At 67.4% G+C, this 19145-nt stretch carries 15 protein-coding genes; 7 read left to right on the top strand and 8 right to left on the bottom strand.

What is annotated here, in order from left to right; genetic code table 11:
- The first annotated feature begins 71 nt into the window (after positions 1-71).
- On the top strand, positions 72-362 hold the full coding sequence (locus BMY29_RS07740) for a DdfA family disk-determining factor (RefSeq protein ID WP_049988610.1): 291 nt from the start codon (positions 72-74) through the stop codon (positions 360-362).
- 228 nt (positions 363-590) lie between these two features.
- Here BMY29_RS07740 and BMY29_RS07745 read toward each other — a convergent pair whose 3' ends face one another.
- Both BMY29_RS07745 and BMY29_RS07750 read right to left on the bottom strand, forming a co-directional pair.
- Positions 591-2270 (bottom strand): transposase, encoded by a 1680-nt coding sequence (locus BMY29_RS07745; protein WP_049988611.1) that lies wholly within the window; start codon positions 2268-2270, stop codon positions 591-593.
- Positions 2271-2416: 146 nt separating this feature from the next.
- Positions 2417-2755, bottom strand: a complete 339-nt coding sequence (locus BMY29_RS07750; protein WP_074854668.1) for a DUF6176 family protein — start codon at positions 2753-2755, stop codon at positions 2417-2419.
- Positions 2756-2938: 183 nt separating this feature from the next.
- Between BMY29_RS07750 and BMY29_RS07755 the strand changes: the two genes are divergently transcribed.
- The 3 genes from BMY29_RS07755 to BMY29_RS07765 all read left to right on the top strand — a co-directional run bounded on the left by BMY29_RS07755 (position 2939) and on the right by BMY29_RS07765 (position 5333).
- The gene (locus BMY29_RS07755; RefSeq protein ID WP_049988612.1) at positions 2939-3550 is read left to right on the top strand and encodes a DUF420 domain-containing protein; all 612 of its coding nucleotides are present in this window, start codon (positions 2939-2941) and stop codon (positions 3548-3550) included.
- 147 nt (positions 3551-3697) lie between these two features.
- A complete protein-coding gene (locus BMY29_RS07760) occupies positions 3698-4597 on the top strand; it encodes a thiamine-phosphate synthase family protein (RefSeq protein ID WP_049988613.1) in 900 nt (299 codons plus the stop codon).
- 31 nt (positions 4598-4628) lie between these two features.
- Positions 4629-5333, top strand: a complete 705-nt coding sequence (locus tag BMY29_RS07765) for a class I SAM-dependent methyltransferase (protein WP_049988614.1) — start codon at positions 4629-4631, stop codon at positions 5331-5333.
- Positions 5334-5364: 31 nt separating this feature from the next.
- Here BMY29_RS07765 and BMY29_RS07770 read toward each other — a convergent pair whose 3' ends face one another.
- The 5 genes from BMY29_RS07770 to BMY29_RS07790 all read right to left on the bottom strand — a co-directional run bounded on the left by BMY29_RS07770 (position 5365) and on the right by BMY29_RS07790 (position 10257).
- Complete coding sequence (locus tag BMY29_RS07770; RefSeq protein WP_049988615.1) at positions 5365-5775, bottom strand: acyl-CoA thioesterase; 411 nt, start codon at positions 5773-5775, stop codon at positions 5365-5367.
- Between the two features lie 80 nt (positions 5776-5855).
- The gene (locus tag BMY29_RS07775) at positions 5856-6623 is read right to left on the bottom strand and encodes a DUF7001 family protein (RefSeq protein WP_049988616.1); all 768 of its coding nucleotides are present in this window, start codon (positions 6621-6623) and stop codon (positions 5856-5858) included.
- An 80-nt stretch (positions 6624-6703) separates the two neighbouring features.
- Positions 6704-7594, bottom strand: coding sequence for an NAD-dependent epimerase/dehydratase family protein (locus BMY29_RS07780; protein ID WP_049988617.1), 891 nt, complete (start codon positions 7592-7594; stop codon positions 6704-6706).
- A 75-nt stretch (positions 7595-7669) separates the two neighbouring features.
- A complete protein-coding gene (locus BMY29_RS07785; RefSeq protein ID WP_049988618.1) occupies positions 7670-8599 on the bottom strand; it encodes a sulfide-dependent adenosine diphosphate thiazole synthase in 930 nt (309 codons plus the stop codon).
- Between the two features lie 188 nt (positions 8600-8787).
- Positions 8788-10257: an MATE family efflux transporter gene (locus BMY29_RS07790; RefSeq protein ID WP_049988735.1), complete on the bottom strand. Its 1470-nt coding sequence runs from the start codon at positions 10255-10257 to the stop codon at positions 8788-8790.
- 225 nt (positions 10258-10482) lie between these two features.
- Here BMY29_RS07790 and BMY29_RS07795 point away from each other — a divergent pair, with 225 nt between their 5' ends.
- Complete coding sequence (locus BMY29_RS07795) at positions 10483-10749, top strand: hypothetical protein (protein ID WP_049988619.1); 267 nt, start codon at positions 10483-10485, stop codon at positions 10747-10749.
- Between the two features lie 5 nt (positions 10750-10754).
- Here the strand turns inward: BMY29_RS07795 and BMY29_RS07800 are convergent, their stop codons facing one another.
- Positions 10755-11795 (bottom strand): zinc-binding metallopeptidase family protein, encoded by a 1041-nt coding sequence (locus tag BMY29_RS07800; protein WP_049988620.1) that lies wholly within the window; start codon positions 11793-11795, stop codon positions 10755-10757.
- A gap of 239 nt (positions 11796-12034) precedes the next feature.
- Between BMY29_RS07800 and BMY29_RS07805 the strand changes: the two genes are divergently transcribed.
- Together BMY29_RS07805 and BMY29_RS07810 are read left to right on the top strand one after the other, a co-directional pair.
- Positions 12035-14515 carry a DNA topoisomerase I gene (locus tag BMY29_RS07805; RefSeq protein WP_049988621.1) on the top strand — a complete coding sequence of 827 codons (2481 nt, stop codon included), beginning with the start codon at positions 12035-12037 and terminating at the stop codon, positions 14513-14515.
- Between the two features lie 163 nt (positions 14516-14678).
- Positions 14679-19046 (top strand): outer membrane protein assembly factor BamB family protein, encoded by a 4368-nt coding sequence (locus BMY29_RS07810; protein ID WP_049988622.1) that lies wholly within the window; start codon positions 14679-14681, stop codon positions 19044-19046.
- Positions 19047-19145 lie beyond the last annotated feature (99 nt).

A 19145-nucleotide genomic window follows, 5' to 3' on the forward strand; every position in this document is an offset into this window, starting at 1 on the left:
GGGCGCCGACCGGATCGGCCGAATCCGGGAAAGACAGTTTTATTCCATCAGGTTCGGAAGGAGCAGATACGATGGTGGAGGGTGGAGACAGCGTCGATACGGACGAGAGACCGCCAAGCCAGGCGGTGGTCGAAGCAGTCGCCGAGGCGGAGGACGTGCGACCGACGGACCTAGCGCCCCCGGAGTACGAGTCGCTGCACGCGGTCGTCGATCCGGCGGCGCTCGATGCGCTGTTCGCGGATCGCTCGAACAACACGCGCAGACCACGCGGGACCGTTTCGTTTCGCTTCTGTGACTTCGACGTCACCGTCGATCGGGACGGACGGGTCACGCTCGAGGAGCCGACCGAGCAAGCGGAGTGACGGTGACGAGGCTCTCGCGGGCGGTTTCTGCGGATCGACAGTACGCCAAAGTTTGAGTAACTCACAGTATCCAGAACAGTGAAACGAAGTCACTTCTCGGCGTTGTTCTGACGGCGCTGGCGAGGGCACGGCAACGCTACTTGCAACGGACGCGATTCCAAACGAAAGCTAGGGGTGCGAGCGACAGCCGTCGCTCACGAGAAGGGAGGACTCGGCGCTCAGAACCGCCTATCCCGGGTCGAACGAGTAGAACACCTTGGCGAACGACCGTGCGGGCATCACGGGTCGGTCGTCGGGGGCTTTCTCCGGGTGGTCGGCCCGCAGGAACACATCGAGCAAGACCCACGCGTCGTACAGCAGGCAGGCGAACAGCCAGTAGAACACGCGCACGCTGAACTTCCGCGAGGTGGTCTTGGCGAGGAAATCGTGCTTGATGACGCGGTAGTTCGTCTCGATGACCCAGCGCCGCGCGTAGACCTGCGCCCACGCCTTCGGGTCGTCGCCCGCGTCCTTGATGTTCGTCACGTACACCACCCACTCGCCCTTGAGTTTGGGCTCGTCGGGTGCAGTGCTGTCCGCGAAGTCCGTGAGTGCCGTCTGCTCGGCGTCATCGTCTTCTTCGCCCCACGCGGCGCGTTTGGCAAGCATCGTCACGCGCAGGCTCTCGCTCCGCGTGTTCGGGCTGATGGTGTGGGGCTTCGAACCAGCGTCCCCGTCAAGCGAGGCGACCCAGTTCTTGATGTCTTTCCCGGCCTTCCGGTACTGGACGACGAAATCAACGTTCTGCCGCTCAAGGAACGACAGCAGGCCCACGTCGATGAATTCTGAGTCCATGTAGAGCCGCTTGACGGAGAGGAGTTCCTTCGCACGGCGCACGAGGTACATCGCGGCGATGTTGAGGTTCCCTCGGTCTTTCAGTGTGAACGAGGCGAGCTTGACCGTCCGTCCTCGGGTGCGGGCGCCGACGGTGATGTGCTTGTATGCCCATGTCGTGTTCTTGCTCTTCTTCGTGCCGACGACCCCCTCAGGGATGATGAGGTTGTCGTCATCATCGTAGGACTGTGGGTAAAACGGGATGTCCGTCCCGTCTATCATCACTTCGATGGGACGGTTAAGCATCCCTGCGCCCTTGGCGACTGTGACCACGCGCTCGAACACGTCTTCGAACTGCTCTTGCCATTTGACGGCGCTCCGCGACTCGATGGTGTTGAAGTGCGTCGGGGCATTCGGCGCGACTCCGCCATCAGTGCGGAACTCGTCGATGTTCTGCTCGGCAAAGCTCCGCTCGCGGCTGATGAGCGCCTGAAAGTCGAGGAACCAGTTGTCGTGGAACGTCGTGTTCTCCGCCCGCCCGAACGACAGAAGGTCGAACACGAGCGGGCGGATGTTCTCGATGGCTTCCTGCTTCTCGCTGTCGCTGATGTCCTTGGGGTCTTGGTCGGGGAGTTCCACGTCAAGCAGGCTCGCGCCAGCGGGCAGTCCCATGCTGAGAAGGTGGTCAGCCAGTTCGGGCCGAAAGTACTCTGTGACGATAGTCTCGGCGGCGTCGCGCCATCGCTCTTCGAGACGGTTACGCCACCACTCGCGGAACGTATCGCCGCTCGGAACGGATTCGGTGAATCCGAGAAGTCCCGCGACCTTCGGGCGTCCGTTGAGGTGCGACGCGAGGCCGTGGAATGAGTCTATACTCACGAGACGCTGATAGACCAAAGCTTTCATCATCATCGGCGCGTTGTAGCGCCGCCCGGTAGCGAAGTCGTGCGTGAACTCGTGGTCTGCGAGGAACCCAGCGGTGGCGATGAGCCACGGTTCTGTTTGTTCGTCTCGGAGAACGGACGGGTGGACTTCACTGAATGGATACTCTGGTTTGAGGATAGCGTCTACCTTCTCCGGTGGGATTTCGTCCACTAATGCCTAGTACGGAAAAGCTGATATATAATGGTTCGACACTCTATTTTCTCTACCACGTTTTGAAGTCTTGAATACTTCAGACTAATACAGACCCGTGCTGGCTGGGGATAGATAGGTTAAAACTCGCCACTAACGCTTGCCTGTTACCGTAGCGAGGGGTTCGTAAAGTGACCGATTGTTTCGAGTTCCTCCCAGTCACCAGTCAGAGTTTCTCGGAGAACCTTATGATGTTCTTCGTCAATTTCGTATTCTTCTTTGTCACCGGCTTCATCCGCTGTTTCGAGGTTTTCCGCTTCCATGTAAATGTAGAGAAATGAAGCGTTGACTAGAGATTGAATAAATGCAGTCTCCGTGTAGACACCTTCATGCTGAAGAGTCTCAATAACTTCAGATTCACGCTCGTGCATTTCCTTGAACCATGCACGAAGCTGGTCTTCTTTCCCAGAAGCAATACGCGCACGAGCAATCATAACCTCGGACATGACAATAATTACTTAAGACACGTATTAATGTTCTTCGCCAAGATTATTCCGGTGTTTTTCAATCAGTAGTTTCTATCCGTCAAAAATCCAGATTTTGGCCTACTGTCGAAGCGACCGACGAGGGGGCCCGCGACTCGTGGCGGAACAGCAAGCGTGATACGGTGGTGCTCCTAACGGCCGGTAATGGCAACCGCTGACGCGAGACGGCGGCTCCGCGAGTGGCCGAAGGGCGTAACGATCCTCCTGACGATCGTCGGCTACGCGCTGGTGATCGGCACGTTCCTGCTGGACATCCCGATCTACCCCGACCTCACGCAGGGCCAGATCAACCTGCTCACGCACGCGATCGCCGTCATCAACACGGCGGCGACGATCCTGCTGATCTGTGGCTGGTACTGGATCCGCGTCGGCGATGTCGAGAAACACCGGCTCTCGATGATCGGCGCGTTCGCGCTGATCATGCTGTTCCTGGTCGTCTACCTGGTCCGCGTCGGCGGCGGCGGCGAGAAGTACTTCCAGGGACCGGACCTGGTCTACTACGTCTACCTGCTCATGCTGGCGATCCACATCCTGCTATCGATCGTTTCGGTGCCGGTCGTCCTCTACGCGCTGATCCTCGGGCTGACTCACACGCCCGCGGAGCTCCGGCGGACGGTCCACGCTCGGGTCGGCCGCATCGCCGCCGCCGCGTGGATCCTGAGCCTCGTCCTCGGCGTCGTCACCTACGTCCTGCTCAACCACGTCTTCTCCTACGAGTTCGCGGCGATCGTCGCGCCGCTTCCGGGCCTGGTCTGAGTTCGCCTTCTCGCCATCCCCGTTCCGTCACTGTCCCGCGTCCCGGTGTCTCACGGTACTCGCTGCCATCAGCGGTCCGTCTCCGGTCCATACCGGCGGACCGGACCGACAAGTTATCCCGTGGCCGCGCGTAGCGGTAACCAACGAATGCAATTCGTCGAAGAAATCGTCGTGGACGAGTTTCTCCCGACCGTCCGGTCGCTGCTCGCCGGCGACCTCCGCGACCGAGGACTCACCCAGAGCGAGGTGGCGGACGTGCTCGGCATCAGTCAGAGCGCCGTCTCGAAGTACGCCCACGGCGACGTGACCGTCAACAACCGCATCGCCGACGACGACCGCGTCCAGGAGACCGTCGAGGAACTCGGCACCGGCCTGGCGGCCGGCGAGATTTCGCCGGTCCAGGCGCTGATCGAGATCGAGGTCCTGATCCGCAACCTCGAGGCCGGCGGTGACCTCCTCGCGCAACTGCACGAGGAGGCCGTCCCGGAACTCGCCGACCACGGCTCGGGCTTTCGCGTCCACGACCCCGAGAGCGATCTCCGGACGAGCGAACGGGTCCTCTCGTCGCTCCGGCGGGGCCTGCGGATCCTCGAGACCACCAGCGGGTTCACCGGGCTGATCCCCGCGGTCGGTTCGAATCTGGTCGCCTGCACGCCCGACGCCGAGCACGTCGACGACGTGGCGGGCGTCCCGGGTCGGATCTTCGACGTGAAAGGCCAGGCGACCGTCCCCGCGGACCCCGAGTTCGGCGTCTCCGAACACGTCGCACAGGTGCTGTTGGCCGCGCGCCGCCACGGCGCTGACGTCTCGGCGGGGATCAACGTCACGTACGATCCGGAACTGATCGACGAACTAACTCAGCGGGGCCACGTCGCCGCCGAGTTCGACGAGTCCGACGACGTCACTTCGAGCGTCGGTGCGGCGATCGAGGAGCAACCCGAAGCGTCGGTGCTGTACCAGACCGGCGGCATGGGGATCGAACCGCTCATCTACGTGCTCGGGGCGGACGCGGAGGACGTGGCGGACACGATTCGGTCGCTGGTCTGAGCCCGGCACAAATTCGGATGCAACGACAACGATGACGGAATCCGCACGGGAGTTCTACGGCCGCTGGGCCCGCCTCTACGACCTGATCGCGCGCCGCACGCCCGGTATCGCGCGGCTGCGACAGCGCGCGGCCGCCGCCTGCCGCCTCGAACCAGGCGATACCGTCGTCGAGATGGGCTGTGGCACGGGCGCGAACCTCCCCTTCCTCCGCGAACAGGTCGGCAGCGAGGGGACCGTGATCGGGATCGATTTCACCGGACCGATCCTCGAGCGAGCGCGCGCGGCCACAGCGGCGTACGACAACGTCCACGTCGTCCGGGGCGACGCGACGCGGCCGCCGGTCGGGCTCGGAGAGGGAGTCGAAGCGAAACGACCCGTCGATGGCGATGGAGACGTCGACGCCGTGCTCGCCACCTTCGTCGTCGGCATGCTCGACGAGCCGGCCGGCGCCGTCGACGACTGGTGCGACCTCGTCGGGCCCGGCGGTCACGTCGTCCTCGCGAACGCGGCCAGGAGCCGCGCGTGGTACGCGCCGCCGGTCAACGCCGCCTTCCGGGCGATCGTCGTCCTCTCGACGCCACCGACGACGCAACTGCGCTACGAGACGGATCCGACCCGCCGACTGAACGCGAAGATCCGCGCCGCCCACGCCAGGCTCCGCGAGCGGTCGGCGGCCGTCGCGGACGAGCGCCACGTATTCGGCGTCGTTCGGCTCACCGGCGGACGAGTCGCCTGAAGCGAGCGCTCACCCGTCGGTTTCCGGTCGATCACGCCGTCGCTTCGACACCGTCGCGGGCCACGATAGGCTCGCGGATCTCGTCGGGCAGCGGCGTCGGTCGTCGCGTCTCGGGATCGATGTGGACCATCGTCGTCTCGGCGGTCGCGGCGACCGCGTCGCCGACGCGGATCTCGTACTCCATCGTGCAACTGGATTCGCCGAGGCGGGAGACCCAGAGCGCGACCGTGGGGTCGTCGCCCTTCGTGATCGGCCGCTCGTAGGAGATTTCGAGATTGGCGATGACGAAGGAGATGTCCGCGGCGGCGATGTCGACGACCTCCTCGAGGTAGTCAGTGCGGGCGACTTCGAGGTAGCTCGCGTAGACCGCGTGATTGACGTGATCGAGCGGATCGAGGTCGCGGTACCGGACCGGTACCTCAACGGTAAACTCAGCACTCATTGTACGTTGTTACAGGTGAGTAGGACAAAAGTACGCACCGGTTGCGGGAATTCGCGCGAGAACCGTCGCCGCTCGCGGACTCACGCCCGCTCGTACAGCTGCGCGTGCTCGCCGCAGAACGCGGGCTCGCGCAACTGGGCGTCGATCAGGTCCTCGTGATAGTGGGCGTTGAACAGCCGACACCCCTCCCGGTCGCAAAACGCCTCGCCGGTCTCGAGGTAGTGGTAGGCCTGCAGGACGTACCCCTTCAGCGCGTCGGTGGTTCGGGGGTCGTCCTCGACTAAAAAGTCGCCCTCGACCTGATTCTCCAGAACCTCCCGGGGCGGCGCGTCGCCGGAGAGGAGCGCGTGACGTTGCTTCTCCTTGTAGTACGCCTCGGGCTTCGCGGGCGCCTCGTAGAGCCCCGGTACCGAGACGAGCGCGGGCTGGCCGAGGACGTTCACGCGCTTGTGCCAGCGGCCGTCGTGGTCGCCCCAGGTGCCGATCGCCCGGTCGAGGACTGTGACGTGCAGCGTCTCGAGACCGCGTTCGTCCTCTGGAAGCGCGGCGTTGAGCGCCCGTTGGACCTGCAGACCGTCGTAGAGGACGCCGCCCTCGCGCTCGGGGTGGTCGAGCGCCCGCTCCTCGTAGCGGATCGTCCCCAACATTGTGTTGCCCGTCTCGCGCTCGTACGGCGAGGGGACCCGCGCCTCGGCGAACCGCTCGGCCAGGCCGTCCGTGCGATGGACGTCGAGGAATCGATCCCGGACGGTCACCGCGGCGTCGATCCGTTCGCGCAGCCAGGCGGCGAGTTCGTCGACGTCGGCGACGGTCGTCGGACTCCGGTAGAGCGTGACTCGGTCGACCATGTATGATCTAGTCGTACCACTCGTGAATTAGTTGCGGTCGTAGTTCGCTACAGGCTGTCACGAACGCCCGCGAGCAGGAGTCAGCCGATCAGGAATGACGGCCCCTCGACGTTCTCGTTCCGAGCCTCGCGCCAGGAGTGGACGGGCTCCCAACCTAGCTCCCGCCGGGCCTTCGCCGTCGAAAAGGCCGACTCGTCGCCCTCGAGGTCGCAGTCGTCGGGCAGGTCGTCGAAGACCGCCTCGATCACGTCCGCGGTCGGGCGGCCGAGGTAGTTCTCTGCGGCCATCGCGTGGTACGACTCGTGGCCGTCGATCTCGGCCTCGAGCGCGGCGTCGACGATCGAGACGACGTCGCGGACGTCGACGTAGGACCAGAAGTTGCCGCTGCGGTCGGCGGTCTCGGGATCGAAGTCGGTGCGGCCGTCGATCGCCCGATACTCGCCGGGATACTGGATCCACGAGGGGCGGATCGAGGCCACCGAGATCGCGTGCTTTCGGACCGTCTTCGCGGCGAGTTCCTCGCCGACGAGCTTCGAGGCGCCGTAGCCGTCTTCCGGCCGCATCGGGTGGGCCTCGTCGATCGGCAGGTAGTCCGGGAGGAACGGCTCCGCGGCGAAGGGCATGCCGTAGAGGCTCTCGCTCGAGGCCCAGACCACGTCCGCGCCTGCTCGACCGGCGGCCTCGAAGACGTGGTAGGTCGTCTCGACGTTGGTCAGAAAGGTCTCGGTGCCGGTCGTCTCGCCCATCCGCGGGATCCCTGCGGCGTGGACCACCGCGTCCGGATCGTGCGCGAGGATCGCCTCCCACGCCTGCCCCTGCTCGCTGAGGTCGGCCGCGAGGAACGCGACGTTCTCGCGCCCGCGGGGCGGCCGCTCGAGGTCGACGCCGACGACGTCGTGACCCTCGCTCGCGAGGTGCTCGACGATCCAGCTTCCCGCACCACCGGTCGCGCCGGTGACGACGATGTTCATGCACGAGCGGTACCGCTGGGACGCGAAAACAGTGTGGATCTCGGCGAGCCGGCAAGCCGGTGCGGCGACGACCGCTTAGTCGTCGGCCGGGGTCGCGCGGCTCGTGATGTCGACGGGCTCGGCGTCGACGCCGAGTTCGTCGAGCGCCTCCTGGGCGGCGCGCTTGCCCGAGACGAGCATGGCGCCGAAGGTCGGGCCCATCCGCGGCAGCCCGTAGGTTGTCGCGGTCGCCATCCCGGTCGCGATCAGTCCGTCGTGGACCAGGCCAGTGTGCTCGACGACGGCGTCCTCGGACTTGCCGACCCACATCGAGTCGTGGCCAGGCGAGTCGTGGCCGGGGGCGCCGTAGCTGTCGTCGCCGGTCTGGTCCATACCCGTCGCGTTGGCCTCGGCGTCGCCGATGCCCGGCGCGTCGAGGACGCCGCGCTCGTCGAGTTTCTTGACCGCCATCGCGTCGTGGCCGGTCGCGTCGATGACCAGGTCGGCCTCGACGGCGATCGGGTCGACGCAGGTGATCTCGCGAGGCAGCGCGTGGACCGGCGTCCAGTTCATCACGATCCCCGAGACCTTGTGGTCCTCGCGGATGACGATGTCCGTGAACTCGGTCATGTTCTGCATCTTCGCGCCGGCGTCGCAGGCGGCCTTGATGAGTCCGGAACAGGCCTCGGGGCCGTTGGCGATGTACAGGCCCTCGCTATCTTCGGACTGTTTGTAGGAGACGTCGAGTTCGTCTAAGATCTGCTGGGCGGGGTCGCGTACCGTGACCTTGTTCATCAGGAACCCGCCGAGCCAGAACCCGCCGCCGAGGTAGTTGTTCTTCTCGACAACCATCGTCTTGACGCCGCGCTCGGACAGCTCCTTCGCGGCGGTCAGCCCCGAGGGGCCGCCCCCGACGATGATGACGTCCGAGTCCGAGAAGTCCATGAACTCCTCGGTCCACTCCTGTCCGATCGCGCGCGTGACGTCGGCCTCGCCAACCTGACTGAACTGCTCGAATTCGCTCATACAACTAGGTGGTAACACTAGGTAGTGATAAGTCTATTGCAGCCGCTCGTGACATAACTATATTTCATCATATTATCGAGAGGAATCAGCCGGCCAGGAGAGAGGGGTTCGCACAGCGTTCGGCGACGTGAGTCTCGAGACGGCGCGAAACGGCACGGAGTGACGCGAACCGAACGGAACCGCTCGGCTCAGTCGACGGAATCCGGTTCGCTTCCGCCGGCCGACGATTCGTCCCGCTGGCGATCCCCGCTGTCAGCGTCGGTCCGGTCGTCCTCGATGACGCCCTCCGTCCAGGTTCCGAGCCGGAACCAGGCGACGGCCACCGCGAAGGCCGCGCCCATCCCGACGGCGAAGGCCCACCAGATGCCCACGACGCCCCAATCGAGGCCGGCGATCGTGAGCGCAGCGCCGGTCCTCGGGATCGGCACCGTCACGGCCCAGCCGAACGCGAGGACGAGCGCCAGCGGGATCCGGAAGACCCACCGCGAGAGGATCGAGAGGACCATCGCTTCCCGGGTGTTGCCGGCCCCGCGGAACGCGCCCTGGATGACCATCACGCCGGCGAAGGGCGCCCAAAAGAGCGCGGTGATCCGCAGGAACGCCACGCCCTCGGCGATCACGGCGGGATCGCCGACGAAGGCCCGAATCGCCGCCGCCGGGAACGCCAGCAGGAGCCCCGCGACGGCGAAGATGATCGCCATCGTCGCCGCGGTGGCCGTCCGCGCGACCGCGGCCGCCCGCTCGGGCGTCGCCGCGCCGAGGTTCTGCCCGACGCCGGTCGCCGTCGCCTGGCCGACCGCCCCCGCGACGGCCCAGGTCACGGACATCAGTCGAACGCCGATCCCGTAGGCCGCGGTGGGCGCGGGACCGAAGCGGGCGACGAACCCGGCCATCGCGACCGCCGCGAAGCTGCGGGCCCAGCCGTCGAGGGTGGCCGGCGCGCCGATATCGACCAGGCGCGCCTGGATCGAGAGATCGGGCGCGAGATCGCGGGGCCGGAGCCGGACCCCGAAGCGGCCGTCCAGCAGGATGACGATCCCCGCAGCGGTAGCGAGCCCGCGCGAGAGGAAGGTCGCGATTCCCGCGCCCCGCGTCCCCAGCGCGGGGAACGGCCCCCAGCCGAGGACGAGGAACGGGTCCAGAACCACGTTGAGTCCGGCCGAGACGACCACGAGCCACATCGCGGTCTTCGTGTTCCCCGCGCCCTGTAGCGAGGCCCGGAACGCGAAGAAGAGGAAGGTGAACGGCAGCGCCAGGAAGATTACCTCGATGTAGGCGAGCGCCTCGACGAACACCGGGCCGCGGGCGCCGATTAGGTCGAGCAGGGGCCGGCGGACGGCCAGGCCGAGGGCGGCCAGCGCGGTCGAGACGGCCAGCGTGAGGAAGATCGTCTGCGCGACGACGCGGTCGGCCGTGCGGTCGTCGCCGGCGCCGACGTACTGGGAGACTAAGGCGATGGTTGCGGCGGTGATCCCCATCGCGGTCGAGACGAACATCCACGAGAGCGGAAACATCAGGGAGACCGCGGCGACGGCGTCGCTGCTCACGCGACCCACCCAGAACATGTCCGCCAGGTTGTAGACCGTCTGGAGGAGGTTCCCCAGAACCAGCGGCCAGGCGAGGTGGAGGAGCTTCGGGGGGATCGACCCCGTCGTCATGTCGACGCGCTTGCGGTCCGGGCCCGAGCCCGAGTCCGGTTCCGTCGCTGCCACGAGTAGTTCCCGTGGTTTCTCACCGGTGAGGGAGAAAAGCGCTCGGCTCGCTGACGCGGGTTACCTTTGATATCGAGATGAACTTCTGGGGAATTGACGTCATTCCATGAATGCTCTCGATAGCGACCTTCCGGAAGAACCTTCAAGTACCGCGACAACTCATCCTCGTATATGTCCGAGACCGTGGAATCGCAGTTCACCGTTCGAGATATTGTGAACGATGATATCTGGCTCAAAGATCTAAACCGCGGTCTCACAGTTGCAGTCGAAGCGACTAGCCCCCACTATACCGCTGAAATCAGGCAAAAAATCAGCGATCTCTCGACCGGAGATACGATCACCGCCGAACTCGAGAGCCAGAATCAGTTACGTACGATTTGGGTCTTCGACGACGTAGAGGTCGAGACGGAAGGGACGGCCCATCGAGCGACGGTCTAGTATCCTTATTGATACCACGGTGAATTTCTCTGCGGGTCCGGGGACTCGTTTTCGTTGCTATCGTCTTCGAGCAGCGCGGTATTGGCGACCAGAAAGTCGGTAAATAGATATTCGATAAACTCCTCCTCATAGTCTTCCTTCAACTCCCAGAACAGGTAGGTAAACAGTGCGTAGCCGAGACAGATCGTCCAAACGGACATCCAGAGGTCGAACGCTACTGGCCGCCAGGGTTCTATCCCAAGCGTCGTAGAGAGAAACGAGACGATCCGTGGACACGACTGCGCGATGCCGATGAAAACCATCAGTACAAACGATGAGTAACACGAGATCCACATTCCCCGATGGAAATTGCGGAGGGCCTGAAATCGAAACGCCCTCGAGCTCTGAGTGTGGCTCTCGACATCGCTTGACATCAGATGCAAGAGATCCCCGTATTCGTTATATGTGGAATCCAAGTCGTACTTCACCCGGCAAACGGTCCACGCCTTCCCCGCGACCGTCACGTCCGAAAGGGGGCGATCTCGTTTGATCCGTACCATCACGATCGCTTCGATTATCGCCCGGTAGAAGCGGGCCGGAATACGCTTTGATCGGTCCGTGATCGGTTCGCTCTTCGGTATTTGATCGTCAACGGATGACGTATCTTCCTCGGACTTGGAGCCAACGTTGAGGGCGTCATCGAGGTTCCGCTCCGCCGGTTCGTTGGGATGCAAACGCGAATAGATGCCGTACAAGCGGGGATGCACTGTCGGATTCGTGTCGAAATTAAGAACGGGGGATCGACCGAGACTCTGGTGGAGAAGGATCGAATTTCGGAACGTTTCCCGTTGGCCAACCGCTCGAGCGGCGTAACTCTGGATTAGATGGCCGAGCGCGAACGTGATGACGCCGAGAACGAGAACTACTGCGAGCGATGGCGAAGTAACTTCCTCGAGGCGGTCACTTGGAACGAGCAGGAGTACGCTCCCCATCAGAACGACGCCCGGTACGAAGTTACCCAGCAGATCGAAAACGGAGAGGTCCCCGAATACCCTTCCGAGAGGCATCTCTTTGGGTCACTCTTTCGCCCAATCATAACTATTTCTGAATTTGCGATCTCACCGAAATGGAGTTCGGCCATCGTGCGGTACTCGCGCATGCGCGATCGCGAGCGCCCGCGACCGCACGCACATCCGCGCTGTCGGCCGGTTTTGGCGAAAGCGTTATCAGATGCTCACTCGTATCGAGCGACGATGCAAGACACTCGTCCGTCGCCGGGACCGGTCGCTCGAGGGGGTGATCGACGGTGGAGCTGATAATTACGGAGAAGGACAACGCAGCCCGCCGGATCGCCGACATCCTTAGCGGCGGGACCTACGACTCGAGTCGCGAGAACGGGGTGAACGTCTACGAGTGGGGCGGCAAGCGCTGCGTGGGGCTGTCCGGCCACGTCGTCGGCGTCGACTTCCCGCCGGAGTACTCCGACTGGCGGGACGTCGAACCCGTCGAGTTGATCGACGCGAGCGTCGAGAAGACGGCCACGAAGGAGAACATCGTCGCCGCGTTGCGGCTGTTGGCCCGACGAGCCCAGCGCGTGACGATCGCGACCGACTACGACCGCGAGGGCGAACTGATCGGTAAGGAGGCCTACGACATCGTCCGGGAAGTCGACGAGGACGTCCCGATCCGCCGGGTCCGGTTCTCCTCGATCACGGAAAACGAGGTTCAGGGAGCCTTCGACGAGCCCGACGACCTCGACTTCGACCTCGCGGCCGCGGGCGAGGCCCGCCAGATCATCGACCTGGTCTGGGGCGCCGCGCTCACCCGCTTCCTCTCGCTGTCGGCGGGCCAACTGGGTAACGACTTCATCTCGGTCGGCCGGGTGCAGTCGCCGACGCTGAAGCTGATCGTCGACCGCGAGCGCGAGATCCAGGCGTTCGATCCCGAGGACTACTGGGAGCTGTTCGGCGACCTGACGAAAGACGACACGACCTTCGAGGCCCAGTACTTCTACCGCGACGAGGACGACAACGAGGCCGAGCGCGTCTGGGAGGAGGCCGTCGCCGACGACGTCTACGACACGCTGGCCGAGCGCGACAGCGCGACCGTCGTCGACGTCAACCGCCGGACCCGGACCGACCGGCCCCCGGAGCCGTTCAACACCACCCAGTTCATCCGCGCGGCGGGTGCCATCGGCTACTCCGCCAAGCGGGCGATGTCGATCGCCGAGGACCTCTACACCGCCGGTTACATCACGTACCCGCGGACGGACAACACCGTCTACCCCGACGACTTGGACCCCGAGGAACTCTTGGACGACTTCGTCGGCCACTCGACGCTCGGCGACTCCGCCGAGTCGCTGCTCGAGGCCGACGAGATCGTCCCCACCGAAGGCGACGAGGAGACGACCGACCACCCGCCGATCCACCCGACGGGCGAGATCCCCTCTCGCGGCGACGTCTCCGACGACGAGTGGGAGATCTTCGAACTCGTCGTCCGCCGGTTCTACGCGACCGTCGCCGACGCCGCGGTCTGGGAGCACCTCAAGGTCGTCGCCGAGGTCGACGACTCCCGGCTCAAGGCCAACGGCAAGCGCTTGGTCGAGCCCGGCTACCACGACGTCTACCCGTACTTCAGCACCGCCGAGAACTACGTCCCCGACGTCGACGAGGGCGAGGAACTCGCGCTCACGGACGTCGAACTCGAGGAGAAACAGACCCAACCGCCCCGCCGGTACGGCCAGTCACGGCTCATCGAAACGATGGAGGAGATGGGCATCGGGACCAAGTCGACCCGCCACGAGACCATCCAGAAGCTCTACGACCGGGGCTACATCGAGAGCGACCCGCCGCGGCCGACGAAGCTCGCGATGGCCGTCGTCGAGGCCGCCGAGAACTACGCCGATCGGGTCGTCAGCGAGGAGATGACCGCCCAGCTCGAGCAGGACATGGACGCCATCGCCAACGGCCAGGCGGACCTCTCGGACGTCACCGACGAGTCCCGGGAGATGTTAGAGGAGATCTTTGCGAACCTGGCGGACTCCCGCGACGAGATCGGCGACCACCTGCGCAAGTCGCTGAAAGACGACAAGCGGCTGGGGCCGTGTCCCGAGTGCGGCGAGGACCTGCTCGTGCGCCGGAGCCGCCACGGCTCCTACTTCGTGGGCTGTGATGGCTATCCCGACTGCGAGAACACGCTGCCGCTGCCCTCGACGGGCAAGCCGCTGATCTTAGAGAGCGAGTGTGAGGACCACGGCCTGAACGAGGTCAAGATGCTCGCCGGCCGGCAGACGTTCGTCCACGGCTGTCCGCTCTGTAAGGCCGAAGACGCCGGCGAGGGGCCCGTGCTGGGCGAGTGTCCGGAGTGCGGTGACGAACACGGCGGCGAGTTGGCCGTCAAGACCCTCCAGAGCGGCTCTCGTCTGGTAGGGTGTACGCGCTACCCCGACTGCGAGTACTCCCTGCCCCTCCCGCGACGCGGCGAGATCGAGGTCACCGACGAGTACTGCGACGAGCACGACCTCCCCGAACTCGTCGTCCACAGCGGCGACGACCCCTGGGAGCTGGGCTGTCCGATCTGTAACTATCAGGAGTTCCAGGCCCGCGAGAGCGACTCCGGTTCGGACCTCGAGGCGCTGGACGGCATCGGCGCCAAGACCGTCGAGAAGCTCGCCGAAGCGGGCATCGAGAGCATCGACGACCTGACCGACGCCGATCCCGACGCGGTGGCCGACGACGTCGACGGCGTCAGCGCCGACCGCGTGCGGAGCTGGCAGGCCGAGGCGTAGGCGGCGCGACTCCGTTTCACGTCACCTTCTTCGTTCCCGTCCCGCCGTCCGCCCCCTCCACGTTTTTCGGCTGTTGCCGGGTCTAGCATTAACTGAGCGTATCTGTTCGTATACTGATCACCTAGCGTGCGTTGCACGTGCATCGTGCGACCGCCGTGTTACTATGTCTGGGACGAACGAGATCACGACCGGCTCGGGAGACGGACAGGGACAGGAACAGAAACGGAGCGACGGACTCGAAGTCACCGTCGGCATCGACCGCCTCGAGAACTTCTTGACGGCCGACGACCCCGAGGTCAGGGAGTACGCGGCCCGGACGCTGGCCGACCAGGCGGCCGACAGACCAGGCGACGTGCGATCGACGGTAGCGACGCTGACCGAGCGCCTCGACGACGAGCCGCCGATCAGAACGCACGCGGCCGCGGCCCTGGCGGCCGTCGCGGCCGTCTACCCCGAGGCGACCCAGGACGGTGTCCCCTCGCTGACGGACCGACTCGAGGGATCAGCGGCCGTCCGCGCGGACGCGGCGGACGCGCTCGCCTCGATCGCGGCCGCCGAGCCGGCGGCCGTCGCCGACTCCGCGACGGTCCTGGCGGCGTACGTCACCGACGAGGAGGAACGCGTGCGGATCCGGACGACGGAGGCGCTCGCGGCGATCGCCGACGCGGCCCCCGAGCGAGTCGCGCCGGTCGCCGACGACGTGGCGGCCGCAATCGACGACGGAACTGCCACGGTTCGGGAACACGCGACGGCGGTTCTGGCGACCGTCGCCGCTCACGATCCCGAGGCGGTCCCCGCCGTCGACTCCGATCCCAACGACGACGTCGACGCCGACGTCATCACCGATACCGATGCCGTCGCACGCCTGGTCGACCGCCTCGACGACGAGCCGGCGATCAGGGACCACGCGGCGCGGGCGATCCGCGCGCTCGCGGCCGACCGGCCGACGGCGGTCGCGGCGACGGTCGAACCGATCGCGGCGGCGCTCGCGGACGATCGCGAGTCCGTTCGAGCCGACGTCGCCACGGCGCTCGCCGCCGTCGCGGCGGACCGCCCGGACGCCATCGCCGGCGCCGACAGCACAGTCGTCGACGACCTCGCTGCGAGCCTCGACGACGATCCCGCCGTCCGCCAGGAGACCGTCCGCGCGCTGCGTTCCGTCGCCGAGAGCGCCCCCGACGCGGTCGTGCCGGCCGTCGACGCACTCGTCGATCGGCTCGACGATTCGATCGCAGAGATCCGAACCGACGCGGCCGCGACGCTCGCGATCCTGGCCGACGCCCGCGTCGAGGGAGTCGAACCCGCCGTCGAACCGCTCGCGGGTCGCCTGGCCCGCGACGAGCCGACGGTCCGGCGCCACGGGGTCGCTGCTATCGCCGCGGTCGCCGACGACGCGCCCGCGGCGGTCGAACCCGTCGTCGCCGAACTCGCCGGGGTGCTCGAGGATGGGGACGAAACCGTTCGGCTCGCGGCCGCTCGGGCCATCGCGGCCGTCGCGGAAACAGCGCCCGACTCGGTCCGCCCGGTCGCGCCCCGCCTGGCCGACCGCCTCGACGATCCCCACGAGCCGGTCCGTCATCGGGCGGCCGATGCACTCGCTCCGATCGCGGTCGCATCGGCTCCCGACGAGGCCGACGTCCGGGCGCTCGCCGACCGCCTGGCGGACGCGGAGCGCGACGAGTGGGTCCGCGGGGACGCCGCCCGCAGGCTGGCCGACATCGCCGACACGGGCGCCGGCGACGCCCATCCCGCGATCCGATCGCTACGGCGGCGGCTCGCGGACGACGGCGCGGCGGTGCGCCGCGCGGCCGCGCGGGACCTGGTCCGGCTCGCGGGCGAGCGCCCCGGGGAACTCCGCGGGACCGTCCCGGCGCTCGGCGACCGGCTCGCGGACGACGACGCGAGCGTCCGGAACAACGCCGCGCTGGCGCTCGCGCGGATCGCCGAGTGGAGCGGATCGACGGGGACGGACGCGCTCCGGCCCGCGCTGGCCGGGCTGTTCGGCGCGCTCGACGATTCGGACCGCAGCGTCCGCGGGACCGTCCGCCGGGCGCTCACCGAGGTCGCTCCCGACGAGTCGGGCGACTGCCGCCCGACGGTCGCCCTGGCAGTCGCGGAGACGAACGCCAACGACGAGGCGATCCGGGTCGCTGCCTGCGCGGCGCTGAGCGCGCTCAAGATCGAGAGCGACGCCGAGGCGGCGGCCGCCGTCGAGGCCGTCTGCGACGCGCTCGTCGAGCCGACACCGACCGTCCGCGCCGCGGCGCTGGACGCCCTCGAGACGCTGCTCGCCGCGGACGGCGAGACGAAGACCGGGCCGGCGCCGATCGAAGTCGTCCGCGACCGTCTGGCGGCCGGCGACGAGCGCTCGGCGGCGGTCGCAGCGGCCCTCGCCGACGTCGCCAGGCGGAACCCGGAACTGATCACCGACGCGGCGACGCCGCTGTGCGACCGGCTGCGGGCGGCGGACGGCGACGAGCGCCGGGCGCTCGCCCGCGCGCTGACGACGGCGCTCGCGGCGGCCGACCGGCGACCGGTCACGGCCCGCCTGTGCGACGACCTCGACTCCGATTCGGGGGATCGACGGGCCGTCGCGAGCGAGATCGCTCGCCTGGCGGCCGTCGCGCCCGGCGACGCGGCGACCGCGCAGGATCGCCTGGTCGACCTGCTGGCGATCGACGACGAAGCGGTTCGCGGGTACGCGGCGCTCGCGCTCGGCACGCTCGCGGTGACGGGACGGGACGACGGGTCGGCGCTGGCCGAAGCGCTCGAGCGGCTCGACGATCGGTCGGTCGACGCCGCCGCGTTCGTCAGCGGCGGCGAGACGCCGACCAACGCGGACGGCCTCGACGCCGAACTCTCCGAACTGGGGCGACGCTTCGACGACGACCCGTGGGCGGCTGGCCTGGCCGTGCTCGCGGTGTCCGCACTCGCCGACGAGTCCGACCGCCTGCGCGAGACCGGGCTGTCGACGATCGGCGACGCGCTTTCGGCCGAGAGCCGGGTCGTACGCGTCACCGCTGGCCGGACGCTCGCGACGATGGCCGACGACGATCCCCACGGGTTCGACGCGGCGACCGACGACCTGCTCGCGGCGCTGTCTGATTCCGACGCCGACGTCCGGGCGACGGCCGGCCAGGCGGTCGCCGAGGTCGCCGAAGTCACCGGCGGGATCGAGGGTGGGACCCGTAGTCTCGAGGCGATCGCGGCCGAACTCCGTCCCCGCCTGGCCGATCCGGACGGGCGCGTTCGAGCGGCCGCGATCCGGACGCTGGCGGCCGTCGAAGCCGTCGACCCGCTGCCCGCGGTTCGGCCGCTGGTCGACGACCCCGTGCCGGCGGTCTCGGGCGCCGCGACGGCCGCGACGGAGCGCCTCGAACACGTCCGCGACCGCGAGTCGGCGACCCGGCGCGCCTGGCCGATGGCCGGCGCCGGCCCGGCGCGGACGGGGCACGTCCCGGACGGCGATTCGCTGCCGCTTCGCCGGCGACCGACGACGCAGTGGCGCGTCGGGTCGGCTGGGGGCGACGCGCCGCCGGCGCTGGTCGACGATACCGTCTTCGCGGCGAGCGAGGACGGCCTGGCCGCGCTGGCGCTCGGGGGCGGGGACGAGCGCTGGCGGACCGAGACCGACGCGCCGGTCGAGACGACGCCCGCGGTCGTCGACGACACCGTCTACGTCGCCGGCGAGACGGCGGTCGCCGCGCTCGCAACCGAGACGGGCGAGCGGGCCTGGCGGTACCGGACGGACGCCCCCGTCCGAACGGCGCCGATCGTCGCCGACGGAACGGTCTACGTCGGCGGCGAGGCCCTCCACGCGATCGACGCCGAGACCGGGCAACCGGCCTGGTCGGTGCCGATCGACGGCTCTCTCGTCGGACTCGCCGTCGACGACGGGGTCGTCTACGCGACCGGCGAGGAGCGCGTGCTCGCGGTGGCGGCCGCGGACGGGCGCCGCCACTGGGAGACGACCATCGACGCCGCGGGCGAGATTCGGACGGGGCCTGCGGTCGCGGACGGCCGTCTCTACGTCGGCTGTGACGACCGGCTCCACGCGCTGTCGACCGCCGACGGCTCCCGGCGGTTCCGGTTCGACACCGGCGGCCGGCTCGTCGCGTCGCCGGCCGTCGCGGACGGCCGCGTCTACGCCGCCAGCGCCGACGGGAGCGTCTACGCGATCGACGCGGCGACGGGCGCCGAAGCCTGGCGGGCCGCCGTCGGCGAGGCGGTGACCGACCCGGTCGTCGTCGACGGCCTGGTCTGTCTGGGTACCGCCGACGGGCGCGTCCGGACGCTGGCGGCCGCCGACGGATCGCAGCGGTGGGCCCTCGAGTCGCCGGTCGACGACGTCGTGGGCGCGGGCGCGAGCGCGGATGCAGACTCAGATCCGGGCACGGCGTCGATCGCGGTCGCGAGCGGTCGCCTCTGTCTCGCCGGTCCGGACGGACTCGCCGCGATCGGGAACGGGCAGTCGTCGTGGAAGGAATCGCTCTCCGGGCTGTTCACGCGGTTCGGATCCGACGCGCCGTAGCCCGTCCGGCTCTGAGTTCGGTCGGGCTGGGACCGCGGACGGTCCCCGGCGGCGCGACGGGCGCGGCAGTCGCCCGTCGGCCAGGCGCCGCTCCGATCC

The sequence above is a fragment of the Natrinema salifodinae genome, from assembly GCF_900110455.1.
GTDB classification, from domain to species: domain Archaea; phylum Halobacteriota; class Halobacteria; order Halobacteriales; family Natrialbaceae; genus Natrinema; species Natrinema salifodinae.